The sequence below is a fragment of the Caulobacter endophyticus genome (genome assembly GCF_003116815.1).
Taxonomy (GTDB): Bacteria; Pseudomonadota; Alphaproteobacteria; order Caulobacterales; family Caulobacteraceae; genus Caulobacter; species Caulobacter endophyticus.
This window is the reverse complement of the sequence record NZ_QDKQ01000063.1, coordinates 1-24,309: the sequence shown is the minus strand read 5'-3', so window position 1 is coordinate 24,309 and position 24,309 is coordinate 1. Positions and strand designations below refer to the sequence as shown.

The following is a 24,309-nucleotide window of genomic DNA, read 5'->3' as shown; positions in this document are numbered from 1 at the left end:
CCTATCGGGCTCCAGCCTGAGGCAGGGCCGCCGCGCGACGGTCCCAGTTCTTGACGAGGTCGCGGGCGACAACGCCTCCGACCAGGAATTCGGCTTCGAAGGCGGCCTTGGCGCCGTCGTCGTGCAGCACGCGCGGGAAGGTCGGCTCGCCCAGGGGCGGGCGCGTGTAGTTGCTGGCGGTGCGCAGCACCAGCACCCGGCGCCGATCGATGCGGCCGCTGTCGGCATGGGCGTCGAGCACGTCGAGGATCCCCTGGTCTTCGCAGTCGCTCATGGTGAAGGTCCCCGCGCCGTCGGTCCAGAGCCTGACCCAGTCGCGGGCCCACTGGGTGCGGTGCGTCCCGTGCCAGAAGCGCACCGCGCCCAGGGCGTCGCCCTGCAGCACGAAAGGCGGGCGGGCCGCCAGCGGCTCCTTCACATAGCCGGCGCGCAGTTTGACCAGATCGGGATTGTCGGGCAGCGCCACGTCCTTGGTCAGCTCATAGGCCCAGTCGACCAGGCCGCGATCCAGGGTCCAAACCATGGCGCTGGCCCCCTCGGCCTTGCCCTTCACGTTGGGACGATCGGCGTCGTTGGAATAGAGGCCGTAGGGCCAGTCGGCCGGGATCTCGCGGTCGTCGACCTCGTAGATCGGGTCGGCGTCGACGACGTATCGGGCCCAGGCGGCGCTGCCGACCGAGGCGGACGCAGGATCGACGCCGGCGATGCCGCTGACGATCCAGTAGGCCTTGGTCAGGTCGAACTGGTTGGACAGGATCAGGGCCGCGACGCTTTCACGGGTGCGGCCGCGCATGTCGCTGACGATGGCCAGCACGCCGTCGTCGGAATAGCGGGCGACGTGGCGGATGCCCGGCACCTTGATTTCGCGCTTCAGCGGCCAGCCCTCGACCCAGGGCTGGAACTCGCCGGCGACGTCGCCGGTGTCGGCCCCGATCTCGAAGGTGGTGACGACCACCACCTTGATCGGGATCGGCTTGGAAGCCGCCATGGCCGGCGCGGTCGCGCCAAGGATGGCCGCGAGAGCGACCAATGTTCTGAGAATCCAAGCCCGCATGCCTGCCCCGCTCGCTGAAAAACGGCGCGAAAATCGTCGCTTAGGGGAGTCGATGCAACAGCGGCGCCGTGCGGCCTTCCGGGGGCGGCGTTCGCGAGGCTAGGTTGCCGCCGAATCGACCACCGGAAGCCTCGCCATGCGTATCGCCTCGACCGCCCTTGCTCTCGCCCTGCTGTCGGCGCCGATCGGCGCGGCCGCCGCCGAGCGCTTTGACACCGCGCCGCGCACGGCCGTGGTCAGCGCCTTCCCGCCGGAAATGGCGGCGCTGGAGGCGGCGACCTCGAACAAGAAGGAATTCACGGCCGCCGGCACGCGCTTCGTCACCGGCACGCTGGAGGGCAAGCCGGTGGTGCTGTTCCTGTCGGGGATCAGCATGGTCAATGCGGCCATGACCACCCAGGCCGCGCTGGACCGCTTCCACGTCAGCCGCATCGTCTTCTCCGGCGTGGCTGGCGGCGCGGACCCCGGACTTGAAGTCGGCGACGTGGTGGCGCCCGAGACCTGGGCCCAGACCTCGGAAATGGCCTATGCCCGAGAGGTTCCGGGCGGCTTTTCGCCGACGCCCGGCCTGGTCAGCGATCTGCCCAATTTCGGCATGATGCATCCGCGCGCGGTGACGGTGACGCAGGATCCGAGCAAGCCCGAGGACCGGCTGTCGTTCGCCGCCGATCCGGCGCTGATCGCTCTTGCCCGCAAGTCGGTGGAGGGCCTGGCCTTGAAGCGCTGCGCGGCCGACCAGTGTCTGGCCAAGCCGCCCAAGGTGGTGGTCGGCGGGGCCGGCGGCTCGGGCCCGGTGTTCGTCGACAACGCCGCCTTCCGCGACTACGCCCACAAGACCTTCGGCGCCCGCGTGCTCGACATGGAGAGCGCCGCCGTGGCCCAGGTGGCCTACGTGAACAAGACCCCGTTCATCGCCTTCCGCAGCCTGTCGGACCTGGCCGGCGGCGATCCGGCCACCAACCAGTTCCCGGTGTTCCTGCGGCTGGCGGCGGACAATTCGGCGACGGTGGTGCGGGCGTTCGTGAAGGCGTTGTCTTGAAGCCAATCAACAAGGAACCTCCCCCTGTGGGGGAGGTGTCGGCGAAGCCGACGGTGGGGGGAAATGACGACGAAATCGGCCGCCCTGCTCGGCAGCTGAAAACGTCCCCCCACCGGCCTTCGGCCGCCTCCCCCATCGGGGGAGGTTCCTGTTTCAAGTCTTCAGCGGATCCTTGGCGTTCGGATCGCCGTAGGTCAGCGACACGAACACGTCCTCCAGGTCCGGATCTTCGGTGGCGATATCCTTGATCGACACGCCCGCCGCGCGCACGGCGGCCAGCACGTGCTCGACGCTCGACTGGCCCGTGCGATAGCTGACCGAGAAGGCGCCGCCGGCGCGGCCCCTGGTCTCGAAGCCTTCCAGCACGGGGGCCGCGTCCAGGGGGCTCTCCGGCGTCACCACCACGTTGCGGATATCCATGCGGCGCAGCAAAGTCGGGGTCGGCTCGCAGACCACCACCTCGCCGCGGTTGACGATGGCGATCTGGTCGCACAGTTCCTGGGCCTCTTCCAGGTAGTGGGTGGTCAGCACGATGGTCACGCCCAGCTCGTGCAGGCCCTTCACATATTCCCAAAGCTGGCGGCGCAGCTCGACGTCGACCCCGGCGGTCGGCTCGTCGAGGATCAGCACCGGCGGCTGGTGGACCATGGCCTTGGCCACCATCAGGCGCCGCTTCATGCCGCCCGACAGCTGGCGGACATAAGCATTGGCCTTGTCGCCCAGGCCCAGGGCGTTCAGCAGCTCGTCGGTGCGGCGCTCGTTCTTGGGCACGCCGTAATAGCCGGCCTGCACCTCCAGCGACTCGCGCGGGGTGAAGAAGACGTCGGCGGCCAGTTCCTGCGGCACCACGCCGATGGCGGCGCGGGCGTCGCGCGGGCGCTCGTCGATGTCGCGGCCCCAGATCCGCACAGTGCCGCTGGACTTGCGGGTCAGGCCGGCCAGGATGTTGATGAAGGTGGACTTGCCCGCCCCGTTGGGACCCAGCAGGCCGAAGATCGAACCGCGCGGCACCTTCAGGTCGATGCCGTTCAGCGCGCGCTTCTCGGGCGCGGTCTTGGTGGCGGGATAGGTCTTGAACAGGCCCTCGGCTTCGATCGCGTAGGCAGGCAGGTCCATGAAGCGTCCAATCGGGGGCGGAAGGCCTTGAAAACAGAAGCATGCGCGGCTTCGTCGAATTGACGGGGCGCCGACGCGTCGCATAGGTATGCCTCGTTCGCCGCCTAGCCAAGGCCGCGCTCAGAATTCGAAGGTAGTTCCCCATGGCCAAGGCCAAGTCCGAAGCTCCGACCGCCCCCACCGCCATGGATGTCGCCGTGGCCGAGATCGGCGCCGGTCCCGCCCCCGAGATCATCCACGTCCACTCGCACCGCATCGCCTGCGACGGCGTCGGCGGCGCGCTGGGCCATCCGCGCGTTTGGCTGGAGATGGGCGAAGCCGGTTCGGTCGACTGCCCCTATTGCGATCGCCGCTTCATCGCCTCGACCCACGCCGGCCACGACGAGGACGAGCGTCTCGCCCCCGGCGTCTACGAAGGCCCGGGCGGCCACTAACCCGTGGACGATTCCTCGCTCTCCGGCCCGCGCGCCGAGACCCTCGCCAAGGCGTGGGAAGCCGCCGAGTGGCCGCACGACCCGCCGGTCCTGCGCGCCATCGCCATGCCCTCGGACACCAACCCCGAAGGCGACATCTTCGGCGGCTGGCTGCTGTCTCAGATGGACCTGGCCGCGGCCTCGATCGCCTTCCACCGGGCGGCCGGCCGCTGCGCCACCATCGCCGTCGACGGCATGGTGTTCATCAGCCCGGTGTTCGTCGGCGACGAGGTCAGCCTGTTCGCGCGCATCGTCCATACGGGCCGCACCTCGCTGAAGGTCGAGGTCGAAGCCTGGCGCCGCCGCCGCGATGGCGAGAAGGCCCACAAGGTGACGCAGGGCGTGTTCACGTTCGTCGCCATCGGCGAAGACCGCAAGCCGCGTCCGCTGCCGTAGAAAGATGCTCCCCCTGAAGGGGGAGCTGTCGGCGAAGCCGACTGAGGGGGAAGTGATAGCGGCGCTTCAGCAGCCGCTTCCCCCTCCGGCCCTTCGGGCCACCTCCCCCTTCAGGGGGAGGATCTATTCCCAGCGCCTACTCCAGACCCTTGGCCACGCCTTCGCGACGCGGATCCGCGCCGCCTTCCAGCACGCCGCCCTCACGCACGATCACCCCGTGCAGTCCCGAATTCTCGTTCTGGCCTTCCTTGACCATAACGCCGCGCGCCTGCAGGGCCGCGGTCAGTTCGGGGCCGAAGCGGCCCACCTCGCCCGAGAAAGTGTCGCCGCGCGCCACCAGGTTGGGCAGGGCGACGGCCTCCTGCATCGACAGGCCCCAGTCGAACACCCCGACCATGGCCTTCAGATTATAGGACAGGATGGCCGAGCCGCCCGGCGAGCCGACGGCGGCCAGGAACTTGCCCTTGCCGTCCAGCACCACAACCGGCGACATCGACGAGCGCGGGCGCTTGCCCCCGGCCACGGCGTTGGCGCCGGGCAGGCCGTCCTTGTCGGTCGGCGCAAAGTTGAAGTCGGTCAGCTGGTTGTTGAGGAAGAAGCCGCCGACCATCCGGCCCGAGCCGAAGATGCTCTCGACCGTGGTGGTCATCGACACCACGTTGCCGGCCGCGTCGACGATCACGAAGTGGGTGGTGCCGCCCGGCTCGATCGTCGAGTCCGGACCGACCCTGGGCGCGCCCTTGGGCAGGCCAAAGCTCGGGGCGGGACCGGCCGTCTCGCCAATCAGCCTGGCGCGCGCCTTCACATAGGCCGGCTCCAGCAGCCCTTCGACCGGCACGCTCACCTTGCCCGGGTCGCCGACATAGCGGTCGCGGTCGGCGTACATGACGCGCTCGGCCTCGGCGATCTGGGTCCAGGCGATCGGGTCGTTCCGGTTGCGCCTTGAGATGTCGGTGTGCTCGAGCATCAGCAGCGCCTGCAGCAGCGACACCCCGCTCGACGACGGGTTGGGCACGCAGACGGTGTAGACCTTCCACGGCCGGCACAGGGCGTCGTCCGAGCGCGGCTTGTAGGCCTTCAGGTCCGCCAGGGTCATGGCCGAAGGGCGCTCGCCCTCGTGCAGCTTGGCGACGATGGCCTGCGCCAGCGGGCCTTCATAGAGGGCCGAGGGACCTTCGGCGGCCAGGCGGCGCACGGTGGCGGCGTAGGCGGGGTTCTTCAGCGTCTCTCCGGCCTGGTAGCGCTGGCCGCCCGGCTTGGTGAAATAGGCGGTTGCGTCGGGCGTCTGGCCCTGGGGCGAGCGGCCGTTGATCATCGAGGCCAGGCGGGGACTGACCACGAAGCCCTGGTCGGCCAGCTTTTCGGCGTCGAGGAACAGGCGGTCCCAGCCGATGGCGCCGTACTCCTTCTGGGCCTGGGCTAGCATGGCCACTGCGCCCGGCACGCCGGTCGAGCGGCCCGACAGCACCGCGGCGATGAACGACACCGGCTTGCCGTCGTCGCCCAGGAACAGGGCCGGCGTCGCGGCCGCCGGGGCGGTCTCGCGGCCGTCATAGGCCGTCACCTTGCCGGTCCTGGCGTCGTAGAAGACCATGAACGAGCCGCCGCCCAGGCCCGAGCTCTGCGGCTCCACCAGGCCCAGCACCGCCTGCACGGCCACGGCGGCGTCGACCGCCGAACCGCCTTCGCGCAACACCCGCAGGCCCGCTTCGGTGGCCAGCGGATTGGCCGAGGCCACCATGCCGCGCGGGCTGTAGGCGGCGGCCGCGCCAGACGTCCTGGGAGCGGTCTTCGGCGCCGAGACGGCCGGCTTGACCGCATCCGGCGCCGCCGCCGTGGTCGCGCAGCCGGCGATCCCCCCGCAAGCGGTCAGGACGGCGAGGGCGGCGAGAACGGGCAGGCGCATGGGCGGATCCTTCGGAAGACCGGGCGTTGGGGCGCGAAACGGGCCGGCCAGGGCGTCGGAAATCCGACTCGGACGGCGGAGATTCGACGAACCATGCCCCCGACGCCGCCACCACGCTCGCGAAAAATCGCCCGCGCACGCCCCTGCGACATCTTTTTCACCACCGGAAACCCTTATGTTTCAAGGGATCGCGCGGTTATCCACCGGCTTCGGCGACTTTCTTGCGACAAGACGCTTGCACACCCCCAGGGTCCGGGGTATCTCCCCCGCCTCGCCGCAAGGCAGTGCGCGCCCGTAGCTCAGCTGGATAGAGCATCAGACTACGAATCTGAGGGTCGGACGTTCGAATCGTTCCGGGCGCGCCATTCTTCTTCTCCTTGAAGAACCTCCTGAAAATTCAGAGTTGCCGGCGCGGCGGGTTTGGCCTTAGCGCTGCGGCATGAGCGTTTCCGTACTCTTCGTCTGCCTGGGCAATATCTGTCGCTCGCCGTTGGCCGAGGCCGCGTTCAGGCTGGAGGTCAAACGGCTGGGGTTGGACGTGGTCGTGGATTCCGCCGGCACCGGCGGCTGGCACGCGGGCGATCCGCCGGATCGGCGGGCGCAGGCGACGGCGCGAAGGCATGGGGTGGAGATCGGCGGCTATGCGGCCCGGCAGGTGACGGCCGGCGACTTCGAGCGCTTCGACCATGTGGTGGCGCTGGATCTCGACAACCTGCGCAACCTGAAGCGCCTGGCGCCGGCGGGGAGCCGCGCGCGGCTGAGCCTGCTGCTGGATCACGTCGAGGGGCGGGCCGGAGAGGCCGTGGCCGATCCATACTACGGCGACGACGCCGGGTTCGAGGTCACCTGGGCCGACGCCGTGGCCGGGGCGCGCGGGCTGGCGGCGAAGATCGGGCGATAGGACGCTCTCCTTGAATGGAGAGGCGTCGCCGAAGAAACGACCAACTTCGAAACGCCCCCCTCCGGCCCTCCGGGCCACCTCCCCCAGAGGGCCCCGGAGGGGGGAGGATCTTCGGGCGAAGCCGAACGGGACCCCTATCCCAGGTGCACCCGGATCAGGCTGCGCGCGGCGCGGGCCACCGAGCGGGCGGGACCGTCGGCGCCGAGGGTGACGCGGGCGGTGTAGGAGCCCTCCATCAAGAGCATCAGGGCGTCGGCCAGTTCGTCATCGGCGGCGCCGGCGCGGCGGCACAGGTCGATCAGCCGGCCGTGCAGCGAGCGCTTGTAGTTCACCGACACCTGCTGGGCGGGATGGTTCTCCTCGTGCAGCTCGATGGCGGCGTTGGCCAGCGGGCAGCCGTGGATGTTCATGTCGCAGGCCTTGGTCTCGAAGGCGTCGAAAATCGCCTCGAGCTGGCCGCGCGGATCGCTGCAGCACATGGCCGTGACGCCGTCCCACCAGGCCCAGTATTCGCGCTCCTGTTCGCGCAGCACCTCGGCGACCAGCTCGTCCTTGGACGGGAAGTTCCGGTACAGGGTCATCTTGGTGGCCTCGGCCTCGGCCGCGATGGCCTCGACGCCGACCGCCCGGATGCCGTGCTGGTAGAAGAGCTCGCGGGCCGTCTCGAAGATCCGGTCGCGGGCGGGCCTCTTGGACGCCGGCGGACCGTCCGGCGCGCACGCCGTCCCGGCTCCCAGCTCCCCCGAGCCGACCTCCCCAGATTTTCTCGCAGCCATTTTCGCAGCACCTCGCCTTGACGTGAGAGTTACCGGTCAGTATCTCTCCGCCATGGAGTGATACCGAACGGTATCGTCACATCCTAAATCGTAATTCCGCCGAGCCAAGTCAAGCAACAGACCCTGCGACATTTCTCCCCCTATTACCCCTTGAACGGAGCGCAAGCCATGCCGAACGCGAGCGACATCAACGCCGCCCCCGAAGCGACCCAGGCCTGCCTCTCCACAGGGTGGCTGGCCAGCGCCGCGCGTCACGGCCGGTCGATCCAGCGGTGGATCGGCAAGGCCGCCGCGCCCAAGCCCCGCCCCCGGTCGTCGCGGCCCTACCGTCCGCCGACCTGGGAATAGTTCCCCAAGCGTACCTGCTTCTCCTCCCCGTCCGCCCGCTCCCCCGGGTGTCTTTCTCGACAGGTCTTCCGATGCGCCAAGCCATCAACACCTTCGCCGGCCTCGCCGCGCTGGCAGTTCTCGCCGCCTGCAGCGCCCAGGCCAAGCCCGAACAGGGCCCCGCCCCCGCCGTGCAGGTCACCGTCGCCGACGTGGCCTTCAAGTCGCTGCGCCAGTGGGACGACTTCACCGGCCGCCTCGAGGCGGTCGACACCGTCGACATCCGCCCCCGGGTCGGCGGCTACGTGAACGCCGTGCGCTTTTCCGAAGGCGCCTATGTCCGCAAGGGCCAGGTGTTGTTCGAGATCGACCCGCGCCCGTTCCAGGCCGAAGCCGCCCGCGCCGGCGCCGAGGTGGCCCGGGCCAAGGCCGGCCTCGACCTGGCCGTCGTCAACCGCGAGCGCGGCCAGCGGCTGATCGACCAGAACGCCCTGGCCCGCAGCGAATTCGACCGCCTGGCCTCCGAGGAAAAGGCCGCCCAGGCCAATCTCGCCGCCGCCCAGGCCGCCCTGCAGACCGCCCGCCTGAACCTGGAATGGACCCGCGTGGTCTCGCCGATCGACGGCCGCGTCTCCAAGGCCCGCATCACCCGCGGCAACCTGGTCACCCAGGCCGACATGCTGACCACCGTGGTCTCCGACGCGCCCATCTATGCGGCCTTCAGCGCCGACGAGCAGACCTTCCTGAAGTACGCCGCCGCCGAGCGCGGCAAGCAAAGCCCCGTCTATATGGGCCTGATGACCGAAGACGGCTATCCGCACGAGGGCAAGCTGTCGTTCATCGACAACGCGCTCGACGCCAAGAGCGGCACGATCAGCGGCCGGGCGATCTTCGCCAATGCCGACGGCAAGTTCACGCCGGGCCTGTTCGCCCGCATCCGCCTGGTCAGCGCCGCCAGCCAGACCGTCGCCCTGGCGCCCGACCGCGCCATCGCGACCGACCTGGGCAAGCGCTACGTCATCGTCGTCGGCGCCGACAACAAGGCCCAGTACCGCCCGGTCGAGGTAGGTCCGCTGGCCGGCAACCTGCGCGTCGTCCGCCAGGGCCTCAAGCCCGGCGACCGGGTGATCGTCGGCGGCCTGCAGAAGGTCAAGCCCGGCGACACCGTCGCTCCGGTGGCGGTGAAGACCCAGGCCGCGGATCTGGGCCAGCTGGAAGTCGGCCCGCAGAAGGTGGCCTCGGTGGCCACGAGCACGAGCCAGAACTAGTGCCCTCTCCCTTCCCCCTCGATGGGGGAAGGGCCGGGGATGGGGGTGACAGCGCGTCAGGATAAGGCGCCAGCCCCACCGCCGCAGACACCCCCACCCTAGCCCTCCCCCATCCAGGGGGAGGGAACGCCCCCTTACGTCCCTCCCCTTGCCGGACGCTCCCCATGAATTTCGCAAAATTCTTCGTCGGACGACCGCGGTTCGCCGCCGTGCTGTCCATCGTCATCTTCATCGCGGGGCTGGTGGCCCTGCCCAACCTGCCGATCAGCGAGTACCCCGAAGTGGTGCCGCCGACCGTCGTGGTGCGCGCGGCCTATCCGGGCGCCAACCCGTCGGTGATCGGCGAGACCGTCGCCTCGCCGCTGGAACAGGCCATCAACGGCGTCGAGGGGATGATCTACCAGTCGTCCCAGTCGGCCTCGGACGGGGCCATGATCCTGACCGTGACCTTCGCGCTCGGCACCGACCTGGATAAGGCCCAGGTGCAGGTGCAGAACCGCGTGGCCCAGGCCCTGCCGAAACTGCCCCAGGAGGTGCAGCGCATCGGCGTGACCACCAACAAGGCCTCGCCCGACCTGACCCTGGTCGTGCACATGATCTCGCCCAACAACCGCTACGACATGCTGTACCTCAGCAACTACGCGCAGCTGAACGTGCGCGACCGGCTGAAGCGCATCGACGGCGTGGGCGACGTGCAGATCTTCGGCGCCGGCGCCTACTCCATGCGGGTGTGGCTGGATCCGGAGAAGGTGGCGGCCCTCGGCATGACCGCCGGCGACGTCGTGCGGGCCCTGCGCGAGCAGAACGTCCAGGTGGCCGCCGGCCAGTTGGGCGCGCCGCCCAACGCCGGCTCGGGCGCCGAATTCCAGCTGTCGATCAACGCCCCCGGGCGCCTGACCGACGAGGACCAGTTCCGCAACGTCATCATCCGCTCGGGCGCCGACGGCCAGATCACCCGCCTGGGCGACGTGGCCCGCGTCGAACTGGGCGCCAACAACTACGCCCTGCGCTCCCTGCTGGACAACAAGTCGGCCGTCGCCGTGCCGATCTTCCAGCGCCCCGGCTCCAACGCCCTGGAAATGGCGGCCGAGGTCAAGAAGACCATGCAGGAGCTGAAGAAGGATTTCCCCGAGGGCGTCGACTACGAGATCATCTACGACACCACCGCCTTCGTGCAGGAAAGCATCGACTCGGTCGTCCACACCCTGATCGAGGCCATCATCCTGGTGGTCATCGTGGTGGTGATCTTCCTGCAGGGCTGGCGGGCCTCGGTGATCCCGCTGCTGGCCGTGCCGGTGTCGCTGATCGGCACCTTCGCGATCATGCTGCTGCTGGGCTTCGGCCTCAACGCTCTGACCCTGTTTGGCCTAGTGCTGGCCATCGGCATCGTCGTCGATGACGCCATCGTCGTGGTCGAGAACGTCGAGCGGCATATCGAGAACGGCCTGTCGCCGCCCGAGGCCACCCGCAAGGCGATGAGCGAGGTCACCGGCCCGATCATCGCCGTGGCCCTGGTGCTGTGCGCGGTGTTCATCCCCACGGCCTTCATCACCGGCCTGTCGGGCCAGTTCTACCGTCAGTTCGCCCTGACGATCGCCATCTCGACGATCATCTCGGCCGTCAACTCGCTGACCCTGTCGCCGGCCCTGGCCGCCGTGCTCCTGAAGTCGCACCACGCGCCCAAGGACCGCTTCCAGAAGCTGATCGACCGCCTGCTGGGCTGGCTGTTCGTTCCGTTCAACAAGGTCTTCCACCGCGCCTCGAACGGCTATGTCCGCGGCGTGAAGATGACCCTGGGCCGTTCGACCGCCTCGCTGTTCGTCTATGGCGGCCTGCTGGTCCTGACGGCGCTGGCCTTCGCCCGCACCCCGTCCGGCTTCGTGCCGCAGCAGGACAAGGCCTATGTGGTCGCCGTCGTGCAACTGCCCGACGCCGCCTCGCTGGACCGCACCGAGGCCGTGATCAAGCAGATGGGCGACATCGCCATGAAGACCCCGGGCATCGAACACTCGGTGGCCTTCCCTGGCCTGTCGGCCAACGGCTTCATCAACAGCCCCAACGCCGGCGCGGTGTTCTTCCCGCTCAGCGACTTCAAGGACCGCCGCTCCAAGGACCTGTCGGCCGGCGCCATCGTAGGCCAGCTGAACCAGAAGTTCGCCGCCATCCCCGACGCCCAGATCGCGGTCTTCCCGCCGCCGTCCGTGCAGGGGCTGGGCACCATCGGCGGCTTCCGCATGCAGATCGTCGACAAGGCCGGCCTGGGCTCGGACGAGCTCTACAAGCAGACCCAGGCGATCATCGCCAAGGCCCAGAAGGATCCGGCCCTGGCCGGCGTGTTCTCCAGCTACCAGGTCAGCGTGCCCAAGATCCAGGCCGATATCGACCGCGAGAAGGCCCGCGCCCAGGGCGTGTCGCTGACCGACCTCTTCGAGACCCTGCAGGTCTATCTGGGCTCGCTGTACGTCAACGACTTCAACCGCTTCGGACGGACCTACGAGGTCAACGTGCAGGCCGACCAGGACTTCCGTCTGCAGCCCGAGCAGATGCTGCGCCTGCAGACCCGCAACGGCGACGGCCAGATGATCCCGCTGGGCGCCTTCGTCAGCTTCAAGGAGGCCACCGGTCCCGACCGCGAGATGCACTACAACGGCATGCTGACCGCCGAGATCAACGGCGGCCCGGCGCCCGGCTTCTCGACCGGCCAGGCCCAGGCGGCGCTGGAGAAGATCGCGGCAGAGGAACTGCCGGGCGGCATCGGCTTCGAATGGACCGAGCTGACCTACCAGCAGATCCTGGCCGGCAACACGGCGATCTACATCTTCCCGCTGTGCGTGCTGCTGGCCTTCCTGGTGCTGGTGGCCCAGTACGAAAGCTGGAGCCTGCCGCTGGTGGTGATCCTGATCGTGCCCATGACCCTGCTGTCGGCCCTGGTCGGCGTGCTGGTCACCGGCGGCGACAACAACATCTTCACCCAGATCGGCCTGATCGTGCTGGTGGGGCTGGCGTGCAAGAACGCCATCCTGATCGTCGAGTTCGCCCGCGAACGCGAGATCGAGGGCGACACGCCGCTGCAGGCGGTGCTGGAAGCCTGCCGCCTGCGCCTGCGTCCCATCCTGATGACCTCGATCGCCTTCATCATGGGCGTCTGGCCGCTGGTCGTGTCGCACGGGGCCGGGGCCGAGATGCGCCGGGCCATGGGCGTGGCGGTGTTCGCCGGCATGCTGGGCGTGACCGTCTTCGGCCTGATCCTGACGCCGGTGTTCTACTACGTCATCCGCCGGCTCTCGGGCCGCAAGTCGCTGGCGACCGTCAAGACGGCCCCGCCGGCGGTGGAGGCGCAGGCGCATTGACGCCGCCCGTCTCCTCCCCTCCCCCTCGATGGGGGAGGGGCAGGGGTGGGGGTGAATGCGGCATCGGCCGCCTCCCCATCCTGAAACGCTGTCACCCCCATCCCCGACCCTTCCCCCATCAAAGGGGGAAGGGAGACCTTCCGAGGTTCTCCATGACCTTCCTCAAAATCGCTCTCGTCGCCGGCGCCTCGCTGCTGGCCACGGCCTGCGCCGTCGGCCCGACCTACAAGGCCCCGACGCCCGCCCCCGTCGCCCTCCAGAACGCGACGCCCGCCGTCGCCTCCACGACCGCCAATCCCGAGGCCCAGTGGTGGAAGGCGTTCGGCGACCCGACGCTCGACGCCCTCGTTTCCCAGGCCCTGGCGGCCAATCTCGACCTCAAGGTCGCCGTGGCCAGGGTCGACGAGGCCCGCGCCCTGTTCAAGGACGCGCGTCTCGACCAGATCCCGCGCGTCACCGCCTCGGGCGGCTATACCGACACCAAGCAGCAGCAGCCCGGCTTCAGCGACCAGCGGGTGGAGGTCGAGAGCTATCGCGCCGGCCTCGATGCGGCCTGGGAGATCGATCTCTTCGGCCGCGTGCGCCGCGGCGTGCAGGCCGCCAGCGCCGAGGCCGGCGCGGCCCAGGCCGACCTGCACGACGTGCAGGTCAGCGTCGCCGCCGAGGTGGCCCGAAACTACCTGGAACTGCGCGGCGCCCAGGCCCGCCTGGCGGTGGCCCGCCGCAACCTCGAGACCCAGCGCGACACCCTGCGCCTGACGCGCGTGCGGTTCGAGGCCGGCGCCGGCGGGGCGATCGACGTGGCCAGCGCCGAGGCGCGCCTCAACGCCACGGAAGGCACGATCCCCGACCTGGTCACAGCCGCCACCCGCGCCAACTACCGCCTGGCCGTGCTGACCGGCCAGCGGCCCGGCGCGCTGGACGCCCAGCTCGCCCCCCGCGCCGAAGAGCCCGCGCCGCTGGTCGCCGCCCTGCCGATCGGCGAGGCCTCCGATTTCCTTCGCCGCCGCCCCGACGTGCAGGCGGCCGAACGACGCCTGGCGGCCCAGACCGCCAAGGTCGGGGTGGCTACGGCCGACCTCTTCCCGCGCGTGCGGGTGACCGGCTTTGTCGGCTTCCTGTCGGGCACGTCGTCGGGCTTCGGAAACAGCGCCAGCCAGGCCTGGTCGGTCGCCCCGGCGGTCAGCTGGCCCGCGCTCGACCTCGGCGGCGCCCGGGCGCGGCTGAAGGCGGCGGAAGCCCGCAACGATGCGGCCCTGGCGGCCTACGACCAGACGGTGCTGGCGGCGATCGAGGACCTGGAGACGGCGCTGGTCTCCTACGCCCAGCGCCAGGCGCGGCTGAAGAGCCTGGCCGACCAGGCCGCAGCCTCCCGCCGCGCCGCCGAGCTGGCGAGGATCCAGTACAAGGAGGGCGGCATCGACTTTCTCGTGCTGCTCGACGCCGAACGCACCCTGCTGGCGGCGGAGGACTCCCTGACCGTCGCCGAGACCGGCGTGAACACCGACGTGGTGGCCATCTACAAGGCGCTGGGAGGCGGTTGGAGCTGACAAGATCCTCCCCCCTCTGGGGGAGGTGGCCCGAAGGGCCGGAGGGGGGACGTTATCAGCTACCGCAGAGGCGGCCGACTTCGCAGACCTTCCCCCCTCAGTCGCTCAGCGACAGCTCCCCCTTCAGGGGGAGCATCTTGTTGCCGAACCCCTCTCCCATCCCCACCTGCACAGCTCCAACCTGGAGCCCCCGCATGGCCGCCGCCGACGCCTATGTCTACCACCCCCGCGACGGCCACGGCCTGGCCCACGATCCGTTCAACGCCATCGTCGGGCCGCGCCCGATAGGCTGGATCTCCAGCGTCGACGGTCAAGGCCAGCGCAACCTTGCGCCCTACAGCTTCTTCAACGCCTTCAACTACGCTCCGCCGATCGTCGGCTTCGCCTCGACGGGCTGGAAGGACACCATCGCCAACGTCCAGGCCACCGGCGTGTTCTGCTGGAACCTGGCCACGCGCGAGCTGGCGCAGGCGATGAACACCACCTCGGCTCCCGCCGCCCCCGGCCAGGACGAGTTCGAGCTGGCCGGCCTGACGGCCGTTCCCGGTACGCTCGTCGCCGCGCCGCGCGTGCTGGAAAGCCCGGTGAACTTCGAGTGCCGCGTCACCCAGTCGTTCCAGCTGACCACGGCGGCCGGCGAGGCGGTGGAGACCTGGATGACCTTCGGCGAGGTCGTCGCCGTCCACATCGACCGCCGCCTGATCCGGCCGGACCGCGTCTACGACGCCCCCGCCGGCGAGCCGATCCTGCGCTGGGGCGGCCGCGGCGACTATGTCGCGGTGGATCCCGCCGCCATGTTCGAGATGTTCCGCCCGACCAAGGCCGACATTCCGCCTGCGGCGTGATGAGAACCTCCCTAGCGGGACAGGCGGCTTCATCGCCGCCCCAAATGAAAAACCCTCCCGAACCGGCCGGCTCGGGAGGGTTTCATTTTCGCAAGGAAGCCGTTCGCCGTCAGACGTCGACTTCGGCGTCCAGGGCGTTTTCCTGGATGAACTCGCGGCGCGGCTCGACCAGGTCGCCCATCAGGCGGCTGAACATGTCGTCGGCGTCGTCGGCGTGGTTGACCTTGACCTGCAGCAGGGTGCGGGCGTCGACGTCCAGCGTGGTTTCCCACAGCTGATCGGGGTTCATCTCGCCCAGACCCTTGTAGCGCTGGATGGTCAGGCCCTTGCGGCCGGCGTCGAGCACGGCCTGCACCAGGTCGAGCGGACCGCGAACGGTCGTGCTCTTGTCCTTGCGGCGGAAGACGGCCGGCTTGGCGAACACCCCGGCCAGGTTGGCGGCGCGCTCGGCCAGGCGGCGGGCGTCGGCGGCGTGCAGCAGCACGTCGTCGAGCACCACGCGCTCCGACACGCCGCGACGCACGCGGCTGAAGACGAAGCCGGTGTCGCCGCGCTCGCCGCTCCAGGGGCCATCGCCCTCCTCGTTGTAGAGGTCGAGACGGCCGGCCGCGGCGGTCGCGTCCGGGGTCTCGCCCAGCAGGCCGGCCAGGGCCGCCTGCTCGATGGCCGAGGCCGGGGCGCGGGCCGCCAGGCGGTCGATATTGGCCTTGGCCGCGCGGGCCAGCTGCACCAGGGCCAGGAGGTCCTGGCCGATCAGGCGCTCGCCCGACGACAGGTCCAACTCCGCGCCGTCGACGCCCTCGTCCACCAGGAACGCGTCCATTTCGGCGTCGTCCTTGAGGTAGCGCGACGACTTGCCCTTGGCGGCTTTGTAGAGCGGCGGCTGGGCGATGTAGATGTAGCCGCGCTCGATCAGCTGCGGCATCTGCCGGTAGAAGAAGGTCAGCAGAAGCGTGCGGATGTGGGCGCCGTCGACGTCGGCGTCGGTCATCAGCACGATCTTGTGGTAGCGCACCTTGTCGGGATTGAAGTCGTCGCGGCCGATGCCGGCGCCCAGCGCCGTGATCAGCGTGCCGATCTGGTCGGACGACAGCATCTTGTCGAAGCGGGCGCGCTCGACGTTCAGGATCTTGCCGCGCAGCGGCAGGACGGCCTGGTTGTCGCGGTTGCGGGCCTGCTTGGCCGAGCCGCCGGCCGAGTCGCCCTCGACGATGAAGATTTCGGACTTGGCTGGGTCACGCTCGGAGCAGTCGGCCAGCTTGCCGGGCAGGCTGGTGATATCGAGCGCGCTCTTGCGACGGGTCAGCTCGCGCGCCTTGCGGGCGGCTTCGCGGGCCGCGGCGGCCTCGGCGATCTTGCTGACGATCTGCTTGGCCTCGTTCGGGTGTTCCTCGAACCAGGTCGAGAGGCCCTCGGCCACCAGGTTTTCGACGGCCGGGCGCACTTCCGACGAGACCAGCTTGTCCTTGGTCTGCGAGCTGAACTTGGGGTCGGGCACCTTGACCGACAGCACGCAGGTCAGGCCCTCGCGGCTGTCTTCGCCGCCCAGGTTGACCTTCTCCTTCTTCAGGATGCCCGAGCTTTCGGCGTAGTTGCTGATCACCCGGGTCAGGGCGCCGCGGAAGGCCGAAAGGTGCGTGCCGCCATCCCGCTGCGGGATGTTGTTGGTGAAGCATAGCATGTGCTCGTGGTAGCTGTCGTTCCACCACATCGCCAGGTCGAGCTCGACCTTGTCCTTGGTCCCGCGCACCGTGATCGGCGTCTTGAGCAGCGGCGTCTTGGCCTTGTCGAGGTGACGGACGAAGGCCTCGATGCCGCCTTCGAAGAACAGCTTCTCTTCCCACGGCTCGGCGTCGCGGTGATCCTTGAACCAGATGGTCACGCCCGAGTTCAGGAACGCCAGCTCGCGCAGGCGGTGCTCGAGGGTCTTCCGGTCGAACTCGATGAACGAGAAGGTCTCCTTCGACGGGAAGAAGGTCACTTCGGTGCCCGTCAGGGTCTCGCCGGCCTTGGGGCCGTCGTCGCGCACCGGCGAGTCGCCGGTCACGGCCAGCGAGGTCACCGCGTCGCCGCGCTCGAAGCGCATCTGGTGGACCTTGCCGTTGCGGTGGATCAGCAGCTCAAGCCAGTCAGAAAGCGCGTTGACGACCGAGACGCCCACGCCGTGCAGGCCGCCCGAGACCTTGTAGCTGTTCTGGTCGAACTTACCGCCGGCGTGCAGCTGGGTCATGATGACCTCGGCCGCCGAGACGCCTTCGCCCTCGTGGATGTCGGTGGGGATGCCGCGGCCGTCGTCGGTGACCGTCACCGAACCGTCGGCGTTGAGGATCACCTGCACCTTGGTGGCGTGGCCGGCCAGGGCTTCGTCGATGGCGTTGTCCACCACCTCGTAGACCATGTGGTGCAGGCCCGAACCGTCGTCGGTGTCGCCGATGTACATGCCCGGGCGCTTGCGCACCGCGTCCAGGCCCTTGAGGACCTTGATCGAGTCCGCGCCGTATTCGCCGGCGACGGCTTCTTCGGGAACTTCGGGGACTTGGCCTTCGGTATTCTCGGTCATTCGTCTTCCAGAGCCGTAGACTCAATGGGGATCAGGCCGGCCTCGCTGACGCGAACGCCCAACGCCCGACCCTTGAGATGGTCGAACAGCGACTCGTCCGTGCCGGTGAGGAAGGCCTGGAGCTTGAGCGCCGTGAGTTCGTCGGCCAGAGCGGCTCGCCGGGTGAGGTCGAGATGCGCGGCGACTTCGTCGAGCAACACTATAGGATTCGGCGCGGATTCCGCACGCGAAAGTCTCGCCGCCTGGGCCAAAACCAGGTTCAAAATCAGCGCTTTTTGCTCGCCGGTGGAGCATTCCGAGGCCGGACGGTCCTTGTCGACGTGGAACACGGCCAGATCGCCCCGGTGCGGGCCTGTCAAGGCCCTGCCCGCGGCCCCGTCGCGCGGCCGCGCGGCGGCCAGGGCCTGGGCGAGCTGCAGCTCGATTTCGGCGGTCGGAACCCCGTCCAGGGCCATCAGCTCCCAGGGCCCGGTCAGGGTCAGGCGGGCCTGCGGGAACGGCCGGTCGCCGCGTCCGTCGATCTCGGCCTGCAGGGCGATCAGCGTGCGCGCCCTCGCCTCCGCCATCAGCGCCCCGGCGCCCGCCAGGCGCGCCTCCAGCACCGTCAGCCAGGCCGGGTCGGCCGGCGCCCCGCCGTCGGCGGCGTCGCTCAGCAGGCGCATGCGCTCGCGCTGGGCCTTTTCGTAGGCGTTGGCGTGGCTGGCGTGGGCCGGTTCGGCGGCGAACACCAGCCGGTCGAAGAACTTGCGCCGCTCGGACGCGGCTTCGAGAAACAGGCGGTCCTGGGCGGGGGTCAGCCACATGGGCCGCACGTGGTCGGCCAGCCTTCCCGGCGGCACGGTCTCGCCCTCGATGCGGACGATGCGGCGGGAGGCCCCGGCCAATTCCGTGCCGGTGCCGACCTTCAGCACCTCGCCGTCGGCCTGCTCGACCTCGGCGGCCACGGCCCAGGCCCGGCCGACGCCCTCGCCGGGCATGCGGCGGCCTACCTCCGCCAGACTGGACCCGCGCAGCCCCTTGCCCGGCGACAGCAGGCTGACGGCCTCCAGCAGGTTGGTCTTGCCCGAACCGTTGGGGCCGAACAGATAGACGCTGCGCCCGCCGGTGATCAGGCGAGCGCGCTCGTAGGACCGGAAATCGGTCAGCATCAAGGAAAGCAGGGCGGCGCGGCTCACCCACGCCTTCTAGCCTATTACCGGTCCCGGCCCATAGGCCTCGCTGACAGCACCATGTAATCACGCATGGCCCGGCGCTTTTCCGCATCGAAGTGCGTGAAATCTTCCATGAAGGGGTCCGGCTCGATCCTCAGGCTGACATTGTCACGGTTTTGCCCCCCCGAAGACGCCCATACCGTCAGATACTCGCCATCCGCGTCCTCCGGTATCTCGATGTACAAAGGGAAATCGTAGCCCTTCGACGTTATCTGCACCTTCGGGCGATTTCCTATCCGGAGGTCCACGAACGTCGGGTCTTCACCGCCCTTCAGGCCGTACCAGAACTTGTACCCGGGCGCCGGCCCCTGACTGTAGATGATCTTCATGGCTCCCCCGCCGCAAAACACAAGCACAGGTTCGCACGGAGCCACGATCAAACCTATAGGCGCTTTTACGCCTTGAGGCCTGCGCCCTAGCCTTGCCAACGCCGCCCGCCGGCATGGGCCAGCAGGCGCGGCGCGGTCCGCAGGCCGTGCATCAGATGCGGTCCGGCCAGCAGCACCACGGCCCAGGCCCCGGCGCTGACGAGCACGACGACGATACGGTCCCAGGCCAGGCGCATGGGGGTCTCCGGAAGACTGCGACTTCGCCGCGCTACGCCCGGATCACGGCGGAAAAAAGAACCTCCCTCTTGTGATCACTCCCCCAGCCGGTAGGCGCACAGCTTGTTGCCATCGAGATCGCGGAAATAGGCGAAATAGGCCTTGGGCATGCGCTCGCCCGGCGCGCCCTCGCAGGCGCCGCCCAGTTCGATGGCCTTGGCGTGAAAGGCGTCGACCTCCTCGCGGGTTTCGAAGTCGAAGCCGCCCATCATGCCGTTGCCGATGCAGGCGGGATTGCCGTCATAGGGGCCCAGCACCCCGAACATGCCCACGCCCTTGCCGCGATAGAGCCGTCCGCCGGACGGATGCTCGAACAGGGGGCGCATGCCGATCGAGCCCAGCAGGGCGTCGTAGAAGGCCTTGGCCTCCTCCAGCCTGTTCGAACCGACAGTCATGTAGCTGATCCTGGCCATGGCGGCGCCTCCCGTTTTCTTATGAAACGGACGTTGGCATGGCAGGAGGAGCGGGAGCAAGGGGCGGTTTGGGGCTTGGCCCGGACGTTGGAGCGCCCCCTACCCGAAATACCCCCGCGCGACCTCGACCTCGGTCAGGCGCCAGACGCCCGTCGCGCCGAGCAGGACCCGGCGCATCTCGACCTCGAACACCTCGCGGGCGATCGCGCGGTCGACCAGTTCGCGCACCGGCGCTTCGAACGGCGCGTCGACCGCGATGGCGCGATGCACCGCGACGTTCATCGCCGCCAGATCCACCGCGTACTCCAGCGAGGCGAAGGCGGCCGCCACCGTCTCCGACCGCTCGAACCATGTCGTGCAGTCCGAGAAATCGATCGCCGCCCACAGGGTCAGCATGCGCTCGAAGAGGTCGTCGAAGCGGTCCTCGCGCAGCAGGCCGGCGGGACCGCCTCGATTGCTCACTGGGCCGCGCCGGTTCCCAGCACCTTCTGCAGGAACTGGGTCTCGACCTCGCGGCGGCGGTCGTTGTTGATCTTCTTGGCGAAGCCGTGGCCCTCATCCTTGAACTGGACGTACCAGGTCTCCACGCCCTTCTCGCGCAGCTTCTCGACCACCTGGTCGGACTCCGACTTCGGGACCCGCGGATCGTTCCAGCCCTGCATGACCAGCATCGGCTTGGTGATCTTGCCCACGTTGTTGAGCGGCGAGATCGTCTCGAAGGCCTTCAGCATCTTGGGATCACGCTCGTCGCCGTACTCGGCCCGGCGCAGGTCGCGGCGATAGGCCTCGGTGTTCTGCAGGAACGAGACGAAGTTGGAGATGCCGTAGCGCTCGACCCCGCCGGCCAGGCGGTCGGAATAGTGGGTCATCACCGCCAGCGACATGTAGCCGCCATAGGACTGGCCATAGACGACGACGCGGCTCGCATCGAGGTCCGGCTGGGTCTTGATCCAGTCCAGCAGCGCGCCGATGTCCTTGACCGAATCCTCGCGCTTCTCGGCGTTGTCGAGGTTAAGGAAGGTCTTGCCATAGCCCGACGAGCCGCGGACGTTGGTGACGATCACCGCAGCCCCCAGCTCGGCCGTTGTGTGCTGGTGGAATGGGTTGAAGACCGGCCGCGACTGGCCTTCGGGGCCGCCGTGGATGTCGATGATCACCGGCGCCTTCTGGCCGGCCGCGAGCTTTGGCTTGTAGACGAAGGCCGGGATCGAGCGCTTGTCGAACGAGGGGAAGCGCACCAGCTCGGGGCTGACCAGGGCCCTGGCGTCCAGGCCGCCCAGCTCCGAGGCCGTCCAGCGCGTCACCTGGCCGCTGGCCAGGTCAAAGCTCCAGGCGTCGCTGGCCGCCGTGGGCGTGGCCAGGGAAAAGCCGATCTTCGAACCATCTTCCGAGAAGGCGAGGTTGGAGACCACGCCGCCCGGCAGCTGCGGCTGCGGCAGGGCGCGGCGGGTGCGGAAGTCCTGCACCACCAGCTTCGAATAGCCGTCCTCGTTGACCACATAGGCCAGCACCCGGCCGTCCTTCGACAGCTTGAAGTCCTCGACGTCCCAGGGACGCTCGCCCGAGACCAGGGCCTTCTTGCCGGTGGCCAGATCGAACTCCACCAGGCGCATGAAGTCCGAGCCCTCGTCCGACAGCATCAGGATCGACTTGCCGCCGGGCGTGAAGAGCCCGCCGTCGTACGAGACCTTGCCCTTGACCGGGTTCAGCTCGGTGGTCTTGCCGGTGGCCACGTCCAGCAGCCAGCGCTTGCTTTCGCCGATCGAGAAATAGCGGCCCAGCAGCACGGTCTTGCCGTCGGGCGAGACGTCGATCGGCGAGACCTGGCCCTCGCCCTTGAAGATCACCCGCCGACCGTCCGGCGCGGCGGGATCGCGCATGACGACGTCGTAGTTGGCCGCGCCCTTGGTCGCGCGGCTCCAGACCAGCACCTTGCCGTCGCCCGACCAGGCCGGCGACTGGTTGCGCGTGCCCGGTTCGGTCAGCTGGACCTCCTTGCCCGAGGCGTCGCGGACGAACAGCTGGAACCACTCGTCGCCGCCGGTGTCCTTGGAGAACAGCACGTCGCCGCCCGGCAGGGTGTGGACGCCGCTGACCGGCTCGTCGTGAAAGGTCAGCTGGCTGCGGTCGGCGCCCGGGGCGGCGACCTTGTGGATCTGGTTGGTGTTGCCGAAACGCGTGACGATCAGCATGCCGCCGCCGGCCGCCCAGTCCTGGAAGCTGGCGCTGCGGGCGTTCTGGTAGCGCGCCAGGCTCTCGCGGATCGAAGGCGCGGCGACCGGCACGTTCTCGAGGATCTGATTGCCGATCTCGCGACGTTCTACGGGCTGGGTTTGGGCCAGAGCGAGCGTCGAGGTCGACAACGCCAGGGCGAGGCTCAGGGCGAACAGGCGGGATTTCACGAGGGCGTCTCCGGTCGATCTAGCAGTTCAGATCCTGGGCCAGATCGCGCCAGCCCGGGTTGGTGCGTTCGATGAGTTCCAGCTTCCAGAGCCGGCGCCATTTCTTCATCTGGCGCTCGCGGATCAGAGCGGACTCGCGGGTGTCGTGGACCTCGTACCAGACCAGGATCCCGACGTCGTATTTTCCGGGTGAAACCTGGCCGGACCTTCTCCTGGTGCTCCCAGATACGGCGGGCGAGGTCATCAGTATGACCGATGTAGAGCGTTCCGTTGCGGCGACTGGCGACGATTTAGACGTAGAACGCCACGACCAGCCCCCTCGAACGCTCCTCTACTTCCGTACAATCCCCGCGAAAGCGGGGACCCAGGTGTTTTGTCGTCGAGCGCCGTGGGTTTCAGAAAAAGCCTGGGTCCCCGCTTTCGCGGGGATTGTACGGTGAAAAACCGAGCCCAGAATTCTCAATTAAACCCGCAGCGGCATCAGCACGTACTTCACGCCCGGGTCGGTCGGGTCCACCACCAGGGTGGGCGAGGCCGGGTCGGCGAAGCGGAACTCGGCCTGCGGGCCGCCGATCTGGCCGCAGACGTCCAGCAGGTAGCGGGCGTTGAAGCCGATCTCGAAGGGCTCGCCGTCGTAGTCGACCTCGACCTCTTCCACGGCCTGGCCGGCTTCCATGTTGCGGACGGTCAGGGTGATGCGGCCCGGCTCGATGGCCAGCTTCACAGAGCGGCTCTTCTCGGCCGAGATGGTGGCCACCCGGTCGACGGCCTTGGCGAACAGGTCGTTGTCCAGCGTCAGGATCTTGGCGTTGTCCTTGGGGATAACGCGCATGTAGTCGGGGAACGAGCCGTCGATGACCTTGGAGGTCAGGGCGGCGCGGCCGAACTCGAAGCGGACCTTCTGGGGCGAGACCTGCAGGTCGATCGACTCGCCGGCGTCTTCCAGCAGGCGGCGGGCCTCGGCGATGGTCTTGCGCGGCACGATCACGCCCGGCAGGCCGGCCGAGCCTTCCGGCGCCGGCATCTCGGCCAGGGCCAGGCGGTGGCCGTCGGTGGCCACGGCGCGAAGCTTGGTCTCGCCGCCTTCGTTGACCGTATGGAGATAGAGGCCGTTCAGGTAGTAGCGGGTCTCTTCGGTCGAGATCGCGAAGCGCGTCTTGTCGATCAGGCGCATCAGCTCGTTGACGTCGACGGCGATGCGGCCCGACAGGCCCTCGTTGCTCATCACCGGGAAGTCGCCGGCCGGCAGCACCGGCAGGTTGAAGCGCGAGCGGCCCGTCTGGATCACCAGGCGCGGATCGTCGCCGCTGAAGTTCAGCGACACGTCCGAACCGTCCGGCAGCTTGCGGACGATCTCGTACAGGGTGTGGGCCGGGGCGGTGATCTGGCCGGGCACGTCGATCTGGGCCAGGCCCTCGTCGATGATTTCCATGTCCAGGTCGGTGGCCGAGAACGAGAGGGTGTCGCGGTCCGCCGACAGCAGGATGTTCGACAGGATCGGGATGGTGTTGCGGCGCTCGACGACGCTCTGCACGTGACCCAGCGCCTTCAGCAGCGCCGCCCGCTCGATGGTAAGCTTCATTTCTCGGTCCAGGCTGGACGCGGGCCGCGGCGGATCGAGAGAATCCCCCTGCGCGACGGCCCCGTCGTCAATGGACCACGGACATTACCGTAATCGAGCCGACAGGGAAGGGCCTGCAAGGCGTTTGGCGCATCCGGCGGTGGGCGAATCCGCTTCGCGACACTTGCAGAGGTGCGCCCATTTCTTATATTGATAATCAATCGCAACAAGAGACCGCGCCATGCGCCTCGCCCTCAAGACCGCCACCTACGCCACCATGCACCTGACCGTCGCCATCGGGGTCGCCTACGCCCTGACCCGCGACTGGCGCGTGGCCCTGGCGGTGGGGATCGTCGAACCGATGGTCCAGACCGTGGCCTTCAACATCCACGAACGGCTGTGGAGCCGGGCCAAGGCCTAGAGCCTCTCCTCTCCCCTTGCGGGCGTGTTGCGAAATTAGCCGATTGTGATTCCCTGGGTTTAGTACGGGGAGGCCAGGCATGGCGGTGAAGCAGACGGGTCAGTTCAGTTTCGCCGAGGCGCTGATGCCGGTGGG

22 protein-coding genes, 1 tRNA gene and 1 pseudogene are annotated in these 24,309 nt (G+C 68.8%); 11 read left to right on the top strand and 13 right to left on the bottom strand.

The genetic code is table 11. From position 1 onward, the window contains the following. Position 1: 1 nt before the first annotated feature. A complete protein-coding gene (locus tag DDF67_RS18385; RefSeq protein WP_109102298.1) occupies positions 2-1,054 on the bottom strand; it encodes a purine nucleoside permease in 1,053 nt (350 codons plus the stop codon). 136 nt (positions 1,055-1,190) lie between these two features. Between DDF67_RS18385 and DDF67_RS18380 the strand changes: the two genes are divergently transcribed. After that, a complete protein-coding gene (locus DDF67_RS18380; RefSeq protein WP_109102297.1) occupies positions 1,191-2,093 on the top strand; it encodes a 5'-methylthioadenosine/S-adenosylhomocysteine nucleosidase in 903 nt (300 codons plus the stop codon). Positions 2,094-2,246: 153 nt separating this feature from the next. Here DDF67_RS18380 and DDF67_RS18375 read toward each other — a convergent pair whose 3' ends face one another. Beyond that, positions 2,247-3,209: an ABC transporter ATP-binding protein gene (locus DDF67_RS18375; RefSeq protein ID WP_109102296.1), complete on the bottom strand. Its 963-nt coding sequence runs from the start codon at positions 3,207-3,209 to the stop codon at positions 2,247-2,249. A gap of 143 nt (positions 3,210-3,352) precedes the next feature. On the opposite strand from DDF67_RS18375, the gene DDF67_RS18370 reads away from it, so the two are divergent. Together DDF67_RS18370 and DDF67_RS18365 are read left to right on the top strand one after the other, a co-directional pair. Then, a complete protein-coding gene (locus tag DDF67_RS18370) occupies positions 3,353-3,643 on the top strand; it encodes a zinc-finger domain-containing protein (RefSeq protein WP_109102295.1) in 291 nt (96 codons plus the stop codon). A gap of 3 nt (positions 3,644-3,646) precedes the next feature. Then, positions 3,647-4,078 (top strand): acyl-CoA thioesterase, encoded by a 432-nt coding sequence (locus DDF67_RS18365; protein ID WP_101711763.1) that lies wholly within the window; start codon positions 3,647-3,649, stop codon positions 4,076-4,078. A gap of 136 nt (positions 4,079-4,214) precedes the next feature. Here the strand turns inward: DDF67_RS18365 and ggt are convergent, their stop codons facing one another. After that, complete coding sequence (gene ggt, locus DDF67_RS18360) at positions 4,215-5,984, bottom strand: gamma-glutamyltransferase (protein ID WP_109102294.1); 1,770 nt, start codon at positions 5,982-5,984, stop codon at positions 4,215-4,217. Between the two features lie 288 nt (positions 5,985-6,272). On the opposite strand from ggt, the gene DDF67_RS18355 reads away from it, so the two are divergent. Together DDF67_RS18355 and DDF67_RS18350 are read left to right on the top strand one after the other, a co-directional pair. Then, a tRNA-Arg gene (locus DDF67_RS18355) sits at positions 6,273-6,349 on the top strand. 74 nt (positions 6,350-6,423) lie between these two features. Further along, entirely contained in the window at positions 6,424-6,885 is a 462-nt protein-coding gene (locus DDF67_RS18350) for a low molecular weight protein-tyrosine-phosphatase (protein ID WP_109102293.1), read from the top strand. 134 nt (positions 6,886-7,019) lie between these two features. Here the strand turns inward: DDF67_RS18350 and DDF67_RS18345 are convergent, their stop codons facing one another. Continuing rightward, positions 7,020-7,661 (bottom strand): TetR/AcrR family transcriptional regulator, encoded by a 642-nt coding sequence (locus DDF67_RS18345; protein WP_058348940.1) that lies wholly within the window; start codon positions 7,659-7,661, stop codon positions 7,020-7,022. 168 nt (positions 7,662-7,829) lie between these two features. Here DDF67_RS18345 and DDF67_RS18340 point away from each other — a divergent pair, with 168 nt between their 5' ends. The 5 genes from DDF67_RS18340 (at position 7,830) to DDF67_RS18320 (ending at position 15,001) form a co-directional block, all read left to right on the top strand. Then, positions 7,830-8,009, top strand: a complete 180-nt coding sequence (locus DDF67_RS18340; protein ID WP_109102292.1) for a hypothetical protein — start codon at positions 7,830-7,832, stop codon at positions 8,007-8,009. Between the two features lie 71 nt (positions 8,010-8,080). Then, a complete protein-coding gene (locus tag DDF67_RS18335) occupies positions 8,081-9,256 on the top strand; it encodes an efflux RND transporter periplasmic adaptor subunit (RefSeq protein WP_109102291.1) in 1,176 nt (391 codons plus the stop codon). 164 nt (positions 9,257-9,420) lie between these two features. Continuing rightward, on the top strand, positions 9,421-12,606 hold the full coding sequence (locus tag DDF67_RS18330; RefSeq protein WP_109102290.1) for an efflux RND transporter permease subunit: 3,186 nt from the start codon (positions 9,421-9,423) through the stop codon (positions 12,604-12,606). A 152-nt stretch (positions 12,607-12,758) separates the two neighbouring features. After that, complete coding sequence (locus tag DDF67_RS18325; protein WP_109102289.1) at positions 12,759-14,156, top strand: efflux transporter outer membrane subunit; 1,398 nt, start codon at positions 12,759-12,761, stop codon at positions 14,154-14,156. A 194-nt stretch (positions 14,157-14,350) separates the two neighbouring features. Next, positions 14,351-15,001 (top strand): flavin reductase family protein, encoded by a 651-nt coding sequence (locus DDF67_RS18320; protein WP_109102288.1) that lies wholly within the window; start codon positions 14,351-14,353, stop codon positions 14,999-15,001. Positions 15,002-15,110: 109 nt separating this feature from the next. On the opposite strand, the gene gyrB is transcribed toward DDF67_RS18320, so the two are convergent. The 9 genes from gyrB to dnaN form a co-directional block, all read right to left on the bottom strand. Continuing rightward, positions 15,111-17,561, bottom strand: a complete 2,451-nt coding sequence (gene gyrB, locus DDF67_RS18315; RefSeq protein WP_109102287.1) for a DNA topoisomerase (ATP-hydrolyzing) subunit B — start codon at positions 17,559-17,561, stop codon at positions 15,111-15,113. After that, a complete protein-coding gene (recF, locus tag DDF67_RS18310) occupies positions 17,558-18,736 on the bottom strand; it encodes a DNA replication/repair protein RecF (RefSeq protein ID WP_109102286.1) in 1,179 nt (392 codons plus the stop codon). The genes gyrB and recF overlap by 4 nt, the downstream gene beginning before the upstream one ends. A gap of 17 nt (positions 18,737-18,753) precedes the next feature. Continuing rightward, entirely contained in the window at positions 18,754-19,101 is a 348-nt protein-coding gene (locus DDF67_RS18305) for a hypothetical protein (RefSeq protein ID WP_109102285.1), read from the bottom strand. Positions 19,102-19,187: 86 nt separating this feature from the next. After that, a complete protein-coding gene (locus tag DDF67_RS25795) occupies positions 19,188-19,337 on the bottom strand; it encodes a hypothetical protein (protein ID WP_199229274.1) in 150 nt (49 codons plus the stop codon). Positions 19,338-19,412: 75 nt separating this feature from the next. After that, complete coding sequence (locus tag DDF67_RS18300) at positions 19,413-19,790, bottom strand: VOC family protein (protein ID WP_109102284.1); 378 nt, start codon at positions 19,788-19,790, stop codon at positions 19,413-19,415. Positions 19,791-19,889: 99 nt separating this feature from the next. Next, positions 19,890-20,252, bottom strand: coding sequence for a hypothetical protein (locus tag DDF67_RS18295; RefSeq protein ID WP_109102283.1), 363 nt, complete (start codon positions 20,250-20,252; stop codon positions 19,890-19,892). Then, the gene (locus tag DDF67_RS18290; protein ID WP_109102282.1) at positions 20,249-22,192 is read right to left on the bottom strand and encodes a S9 family peptidase; all 1,944 of its coding nucleotides are present in this window, start codon (positions 22,190-22,192) and stop codon (positions 20,249-20,251) included. Before DDF67_RS18290 ends, DDF67_RS18295 begins: the two co-directional genes overlap by 4 nt. After that, the gene (locus DDF67_RS18285) at positions 22,189-22,449 is read right to left on the bottom strand and encodes a GIY-YIG nuclease family protein (protein ID WP_332888333.1); all 261 of its coding nucleotides are present in this window, start codon (positions 22,447-22,449) and stop codon (positions 22,189-22,191) included. The genes DDF67_RS18290 and DDF67_RS18285 overlap by 4 nt, the downstream gene beginning before the upstream one ends. Positions 22,450-22,655: 206 nt before the next feature. Then, positions 22,656-23,774, bottom strand: coding sequence for a DNA polymerase III subunit beta (dnaN, locus tag DDF67_RS18280; protein WP_058348952.1), 1,119 nt, complete (start codon positions 23,772-23,774; stop codon positions 22,656-22,658). Positions 23,775-23,994: 220 nt separating this feature from the next. Between dnaN and DDF67_RS18275 the strand changes: the two are divergent. Then, positions 23,995-24,165, top strand: a pseudogene (locus tag DDF67_RS18275) (DUF2061 domain-containing protein); the annotation flags it as partial. Positions 24,166-24,309: the final 144 nt, after the last annotated feature.

What these genes read in the sequence shown, in the direction of transcription:
- DDF67_RS18385 (WP_109102298.1), bottom strand. Translation starts at nt 1,054, where the DNA reads ATGCGGGCTTGGATTCTCAGAACATTGGTCGCTCTCGCGGCCATCCTT.
- DDF67_RS18380 (WP_109102297.1), top strand. Translation starts at nt 1,191, where the DNA reads ATGCGTATCGCCTCGACCGCCCTTGCTCTCGCCCTGCTGTCGGCGCCG.
- DDF67_RS18375 (WP_109102296.1), bottom strand. Translation starts at nt 3,209, where the DNA reads ATGGACCTGCCTGCCTACGCGATCGAAGCCGAGGGCCTGTTCAAGACC.
- DDF67_RS18370 (WP_109102295.1), top strand. Translation starts at nt 3,353, where the DNA reads ATGGCCAAGGCCAAGTCCGAAGCTCCGACCGCCCCCACCGCCATGGAT.
- ggt (WP_109102294.1), bottom strand. Translation starts at nt 5,984, where the DNA reads ATGCGCCTGCCCGTTCTCGCCGCCCTCGCCGTCCTGACCGCTTGCGGG.
- DDF67_RS18350 (WP_109102293.1), top strand. Translation starts at nt 6,424, where the DNA reads ATGAGCGTTTCCGTACTCTTCGTCTGCCTGGGCAATATCTGTCGCTCG.
- DDF67_RS18345 (WP_058348940.1), bottom strand. Translation starts at nt 7,661, where the DNA reads ATGGCTGCGAGAAAATCTGGGGAGGTCGGCTCGGGGGAGCTGGGAGCC.
- DDF67_RS18340 (WP_109102292.1), top strand. Translation starts at nt 7,830, where the DNA reads ATGCCGAACGCGAGCGACATCAACGCCGCCCCCGAAGCGACCCAGGCC.
- DDF67_RS18335 (WP_109102291.1), top strand. Translation starts at nt 8,081, where the DNA reads ATGCGCCAAGCCATCAACACCTTCGCCGGCCTCGCCGCGCTGGCAGTT.
- DDF67_RS18330 (WP_109102290.1), top strand. Translation starts at nt 9,421, where the DNA reads ATGAATTTCGCAAAATTCTTCGTCGGACGACCGCGGTTCGCCGCCGTG.
- DDF67_RS18325 (WP_109102289.1), top strand. Translation starts at nt 12,759, where the DNA reads ATGACCTTCCTCAAAATCGCTCTCGTCGCCGGCGCCTCGCTGCTGGCC.
- DDF67_RS18320 (WP_109102288.1), top strand. Translation starts at nt 14,351, where the DNA reads ATGGCCGCCGCCGACGCCTATGTCTACCACCCCCGCGACGGCCACGGC.
- gyrB (WP_109102287.1), bottom strand. Translation starts at nt 17,561, where the DNA reads ATGACCGAGAATACCGAAGGCCAAGTCCCCGAAGTTCCCGAAGAAGCC.
- DDF67_RS18305 (WP_109102285.1), bottom strand. Translation starts at nt 19,101, where the DNA reads ATGAAGATCATCTACAGTCAGGGGCCGGCGCCCGGGTACAAGTTCTGG.
- DDF67_RS25795 (WP_199229274.1), bottom strand. Translation starts at nt 19,337, where the DNA reads ATGCGCCTGGCCTGGGACCGTATCGTCGTCGTGCTCGTCAGCGCCGGG.
- DDF67_RS18300 (WP_109102284.1), bottom strand. Translation starts at nt 19,790, where the DNA reads ATGGCCAGGATCAGCTACATGACTGTCGGTTCGAACAGGCTGGAGGAG.
- dnaN (WP_058348952.1), bottom strand. Translation starts at nt 23,774, where the DNA reads ATGAAGCTTACCATCGAGCGGGCGGCGCTGCTGAAGGCGCTGGGTCAC.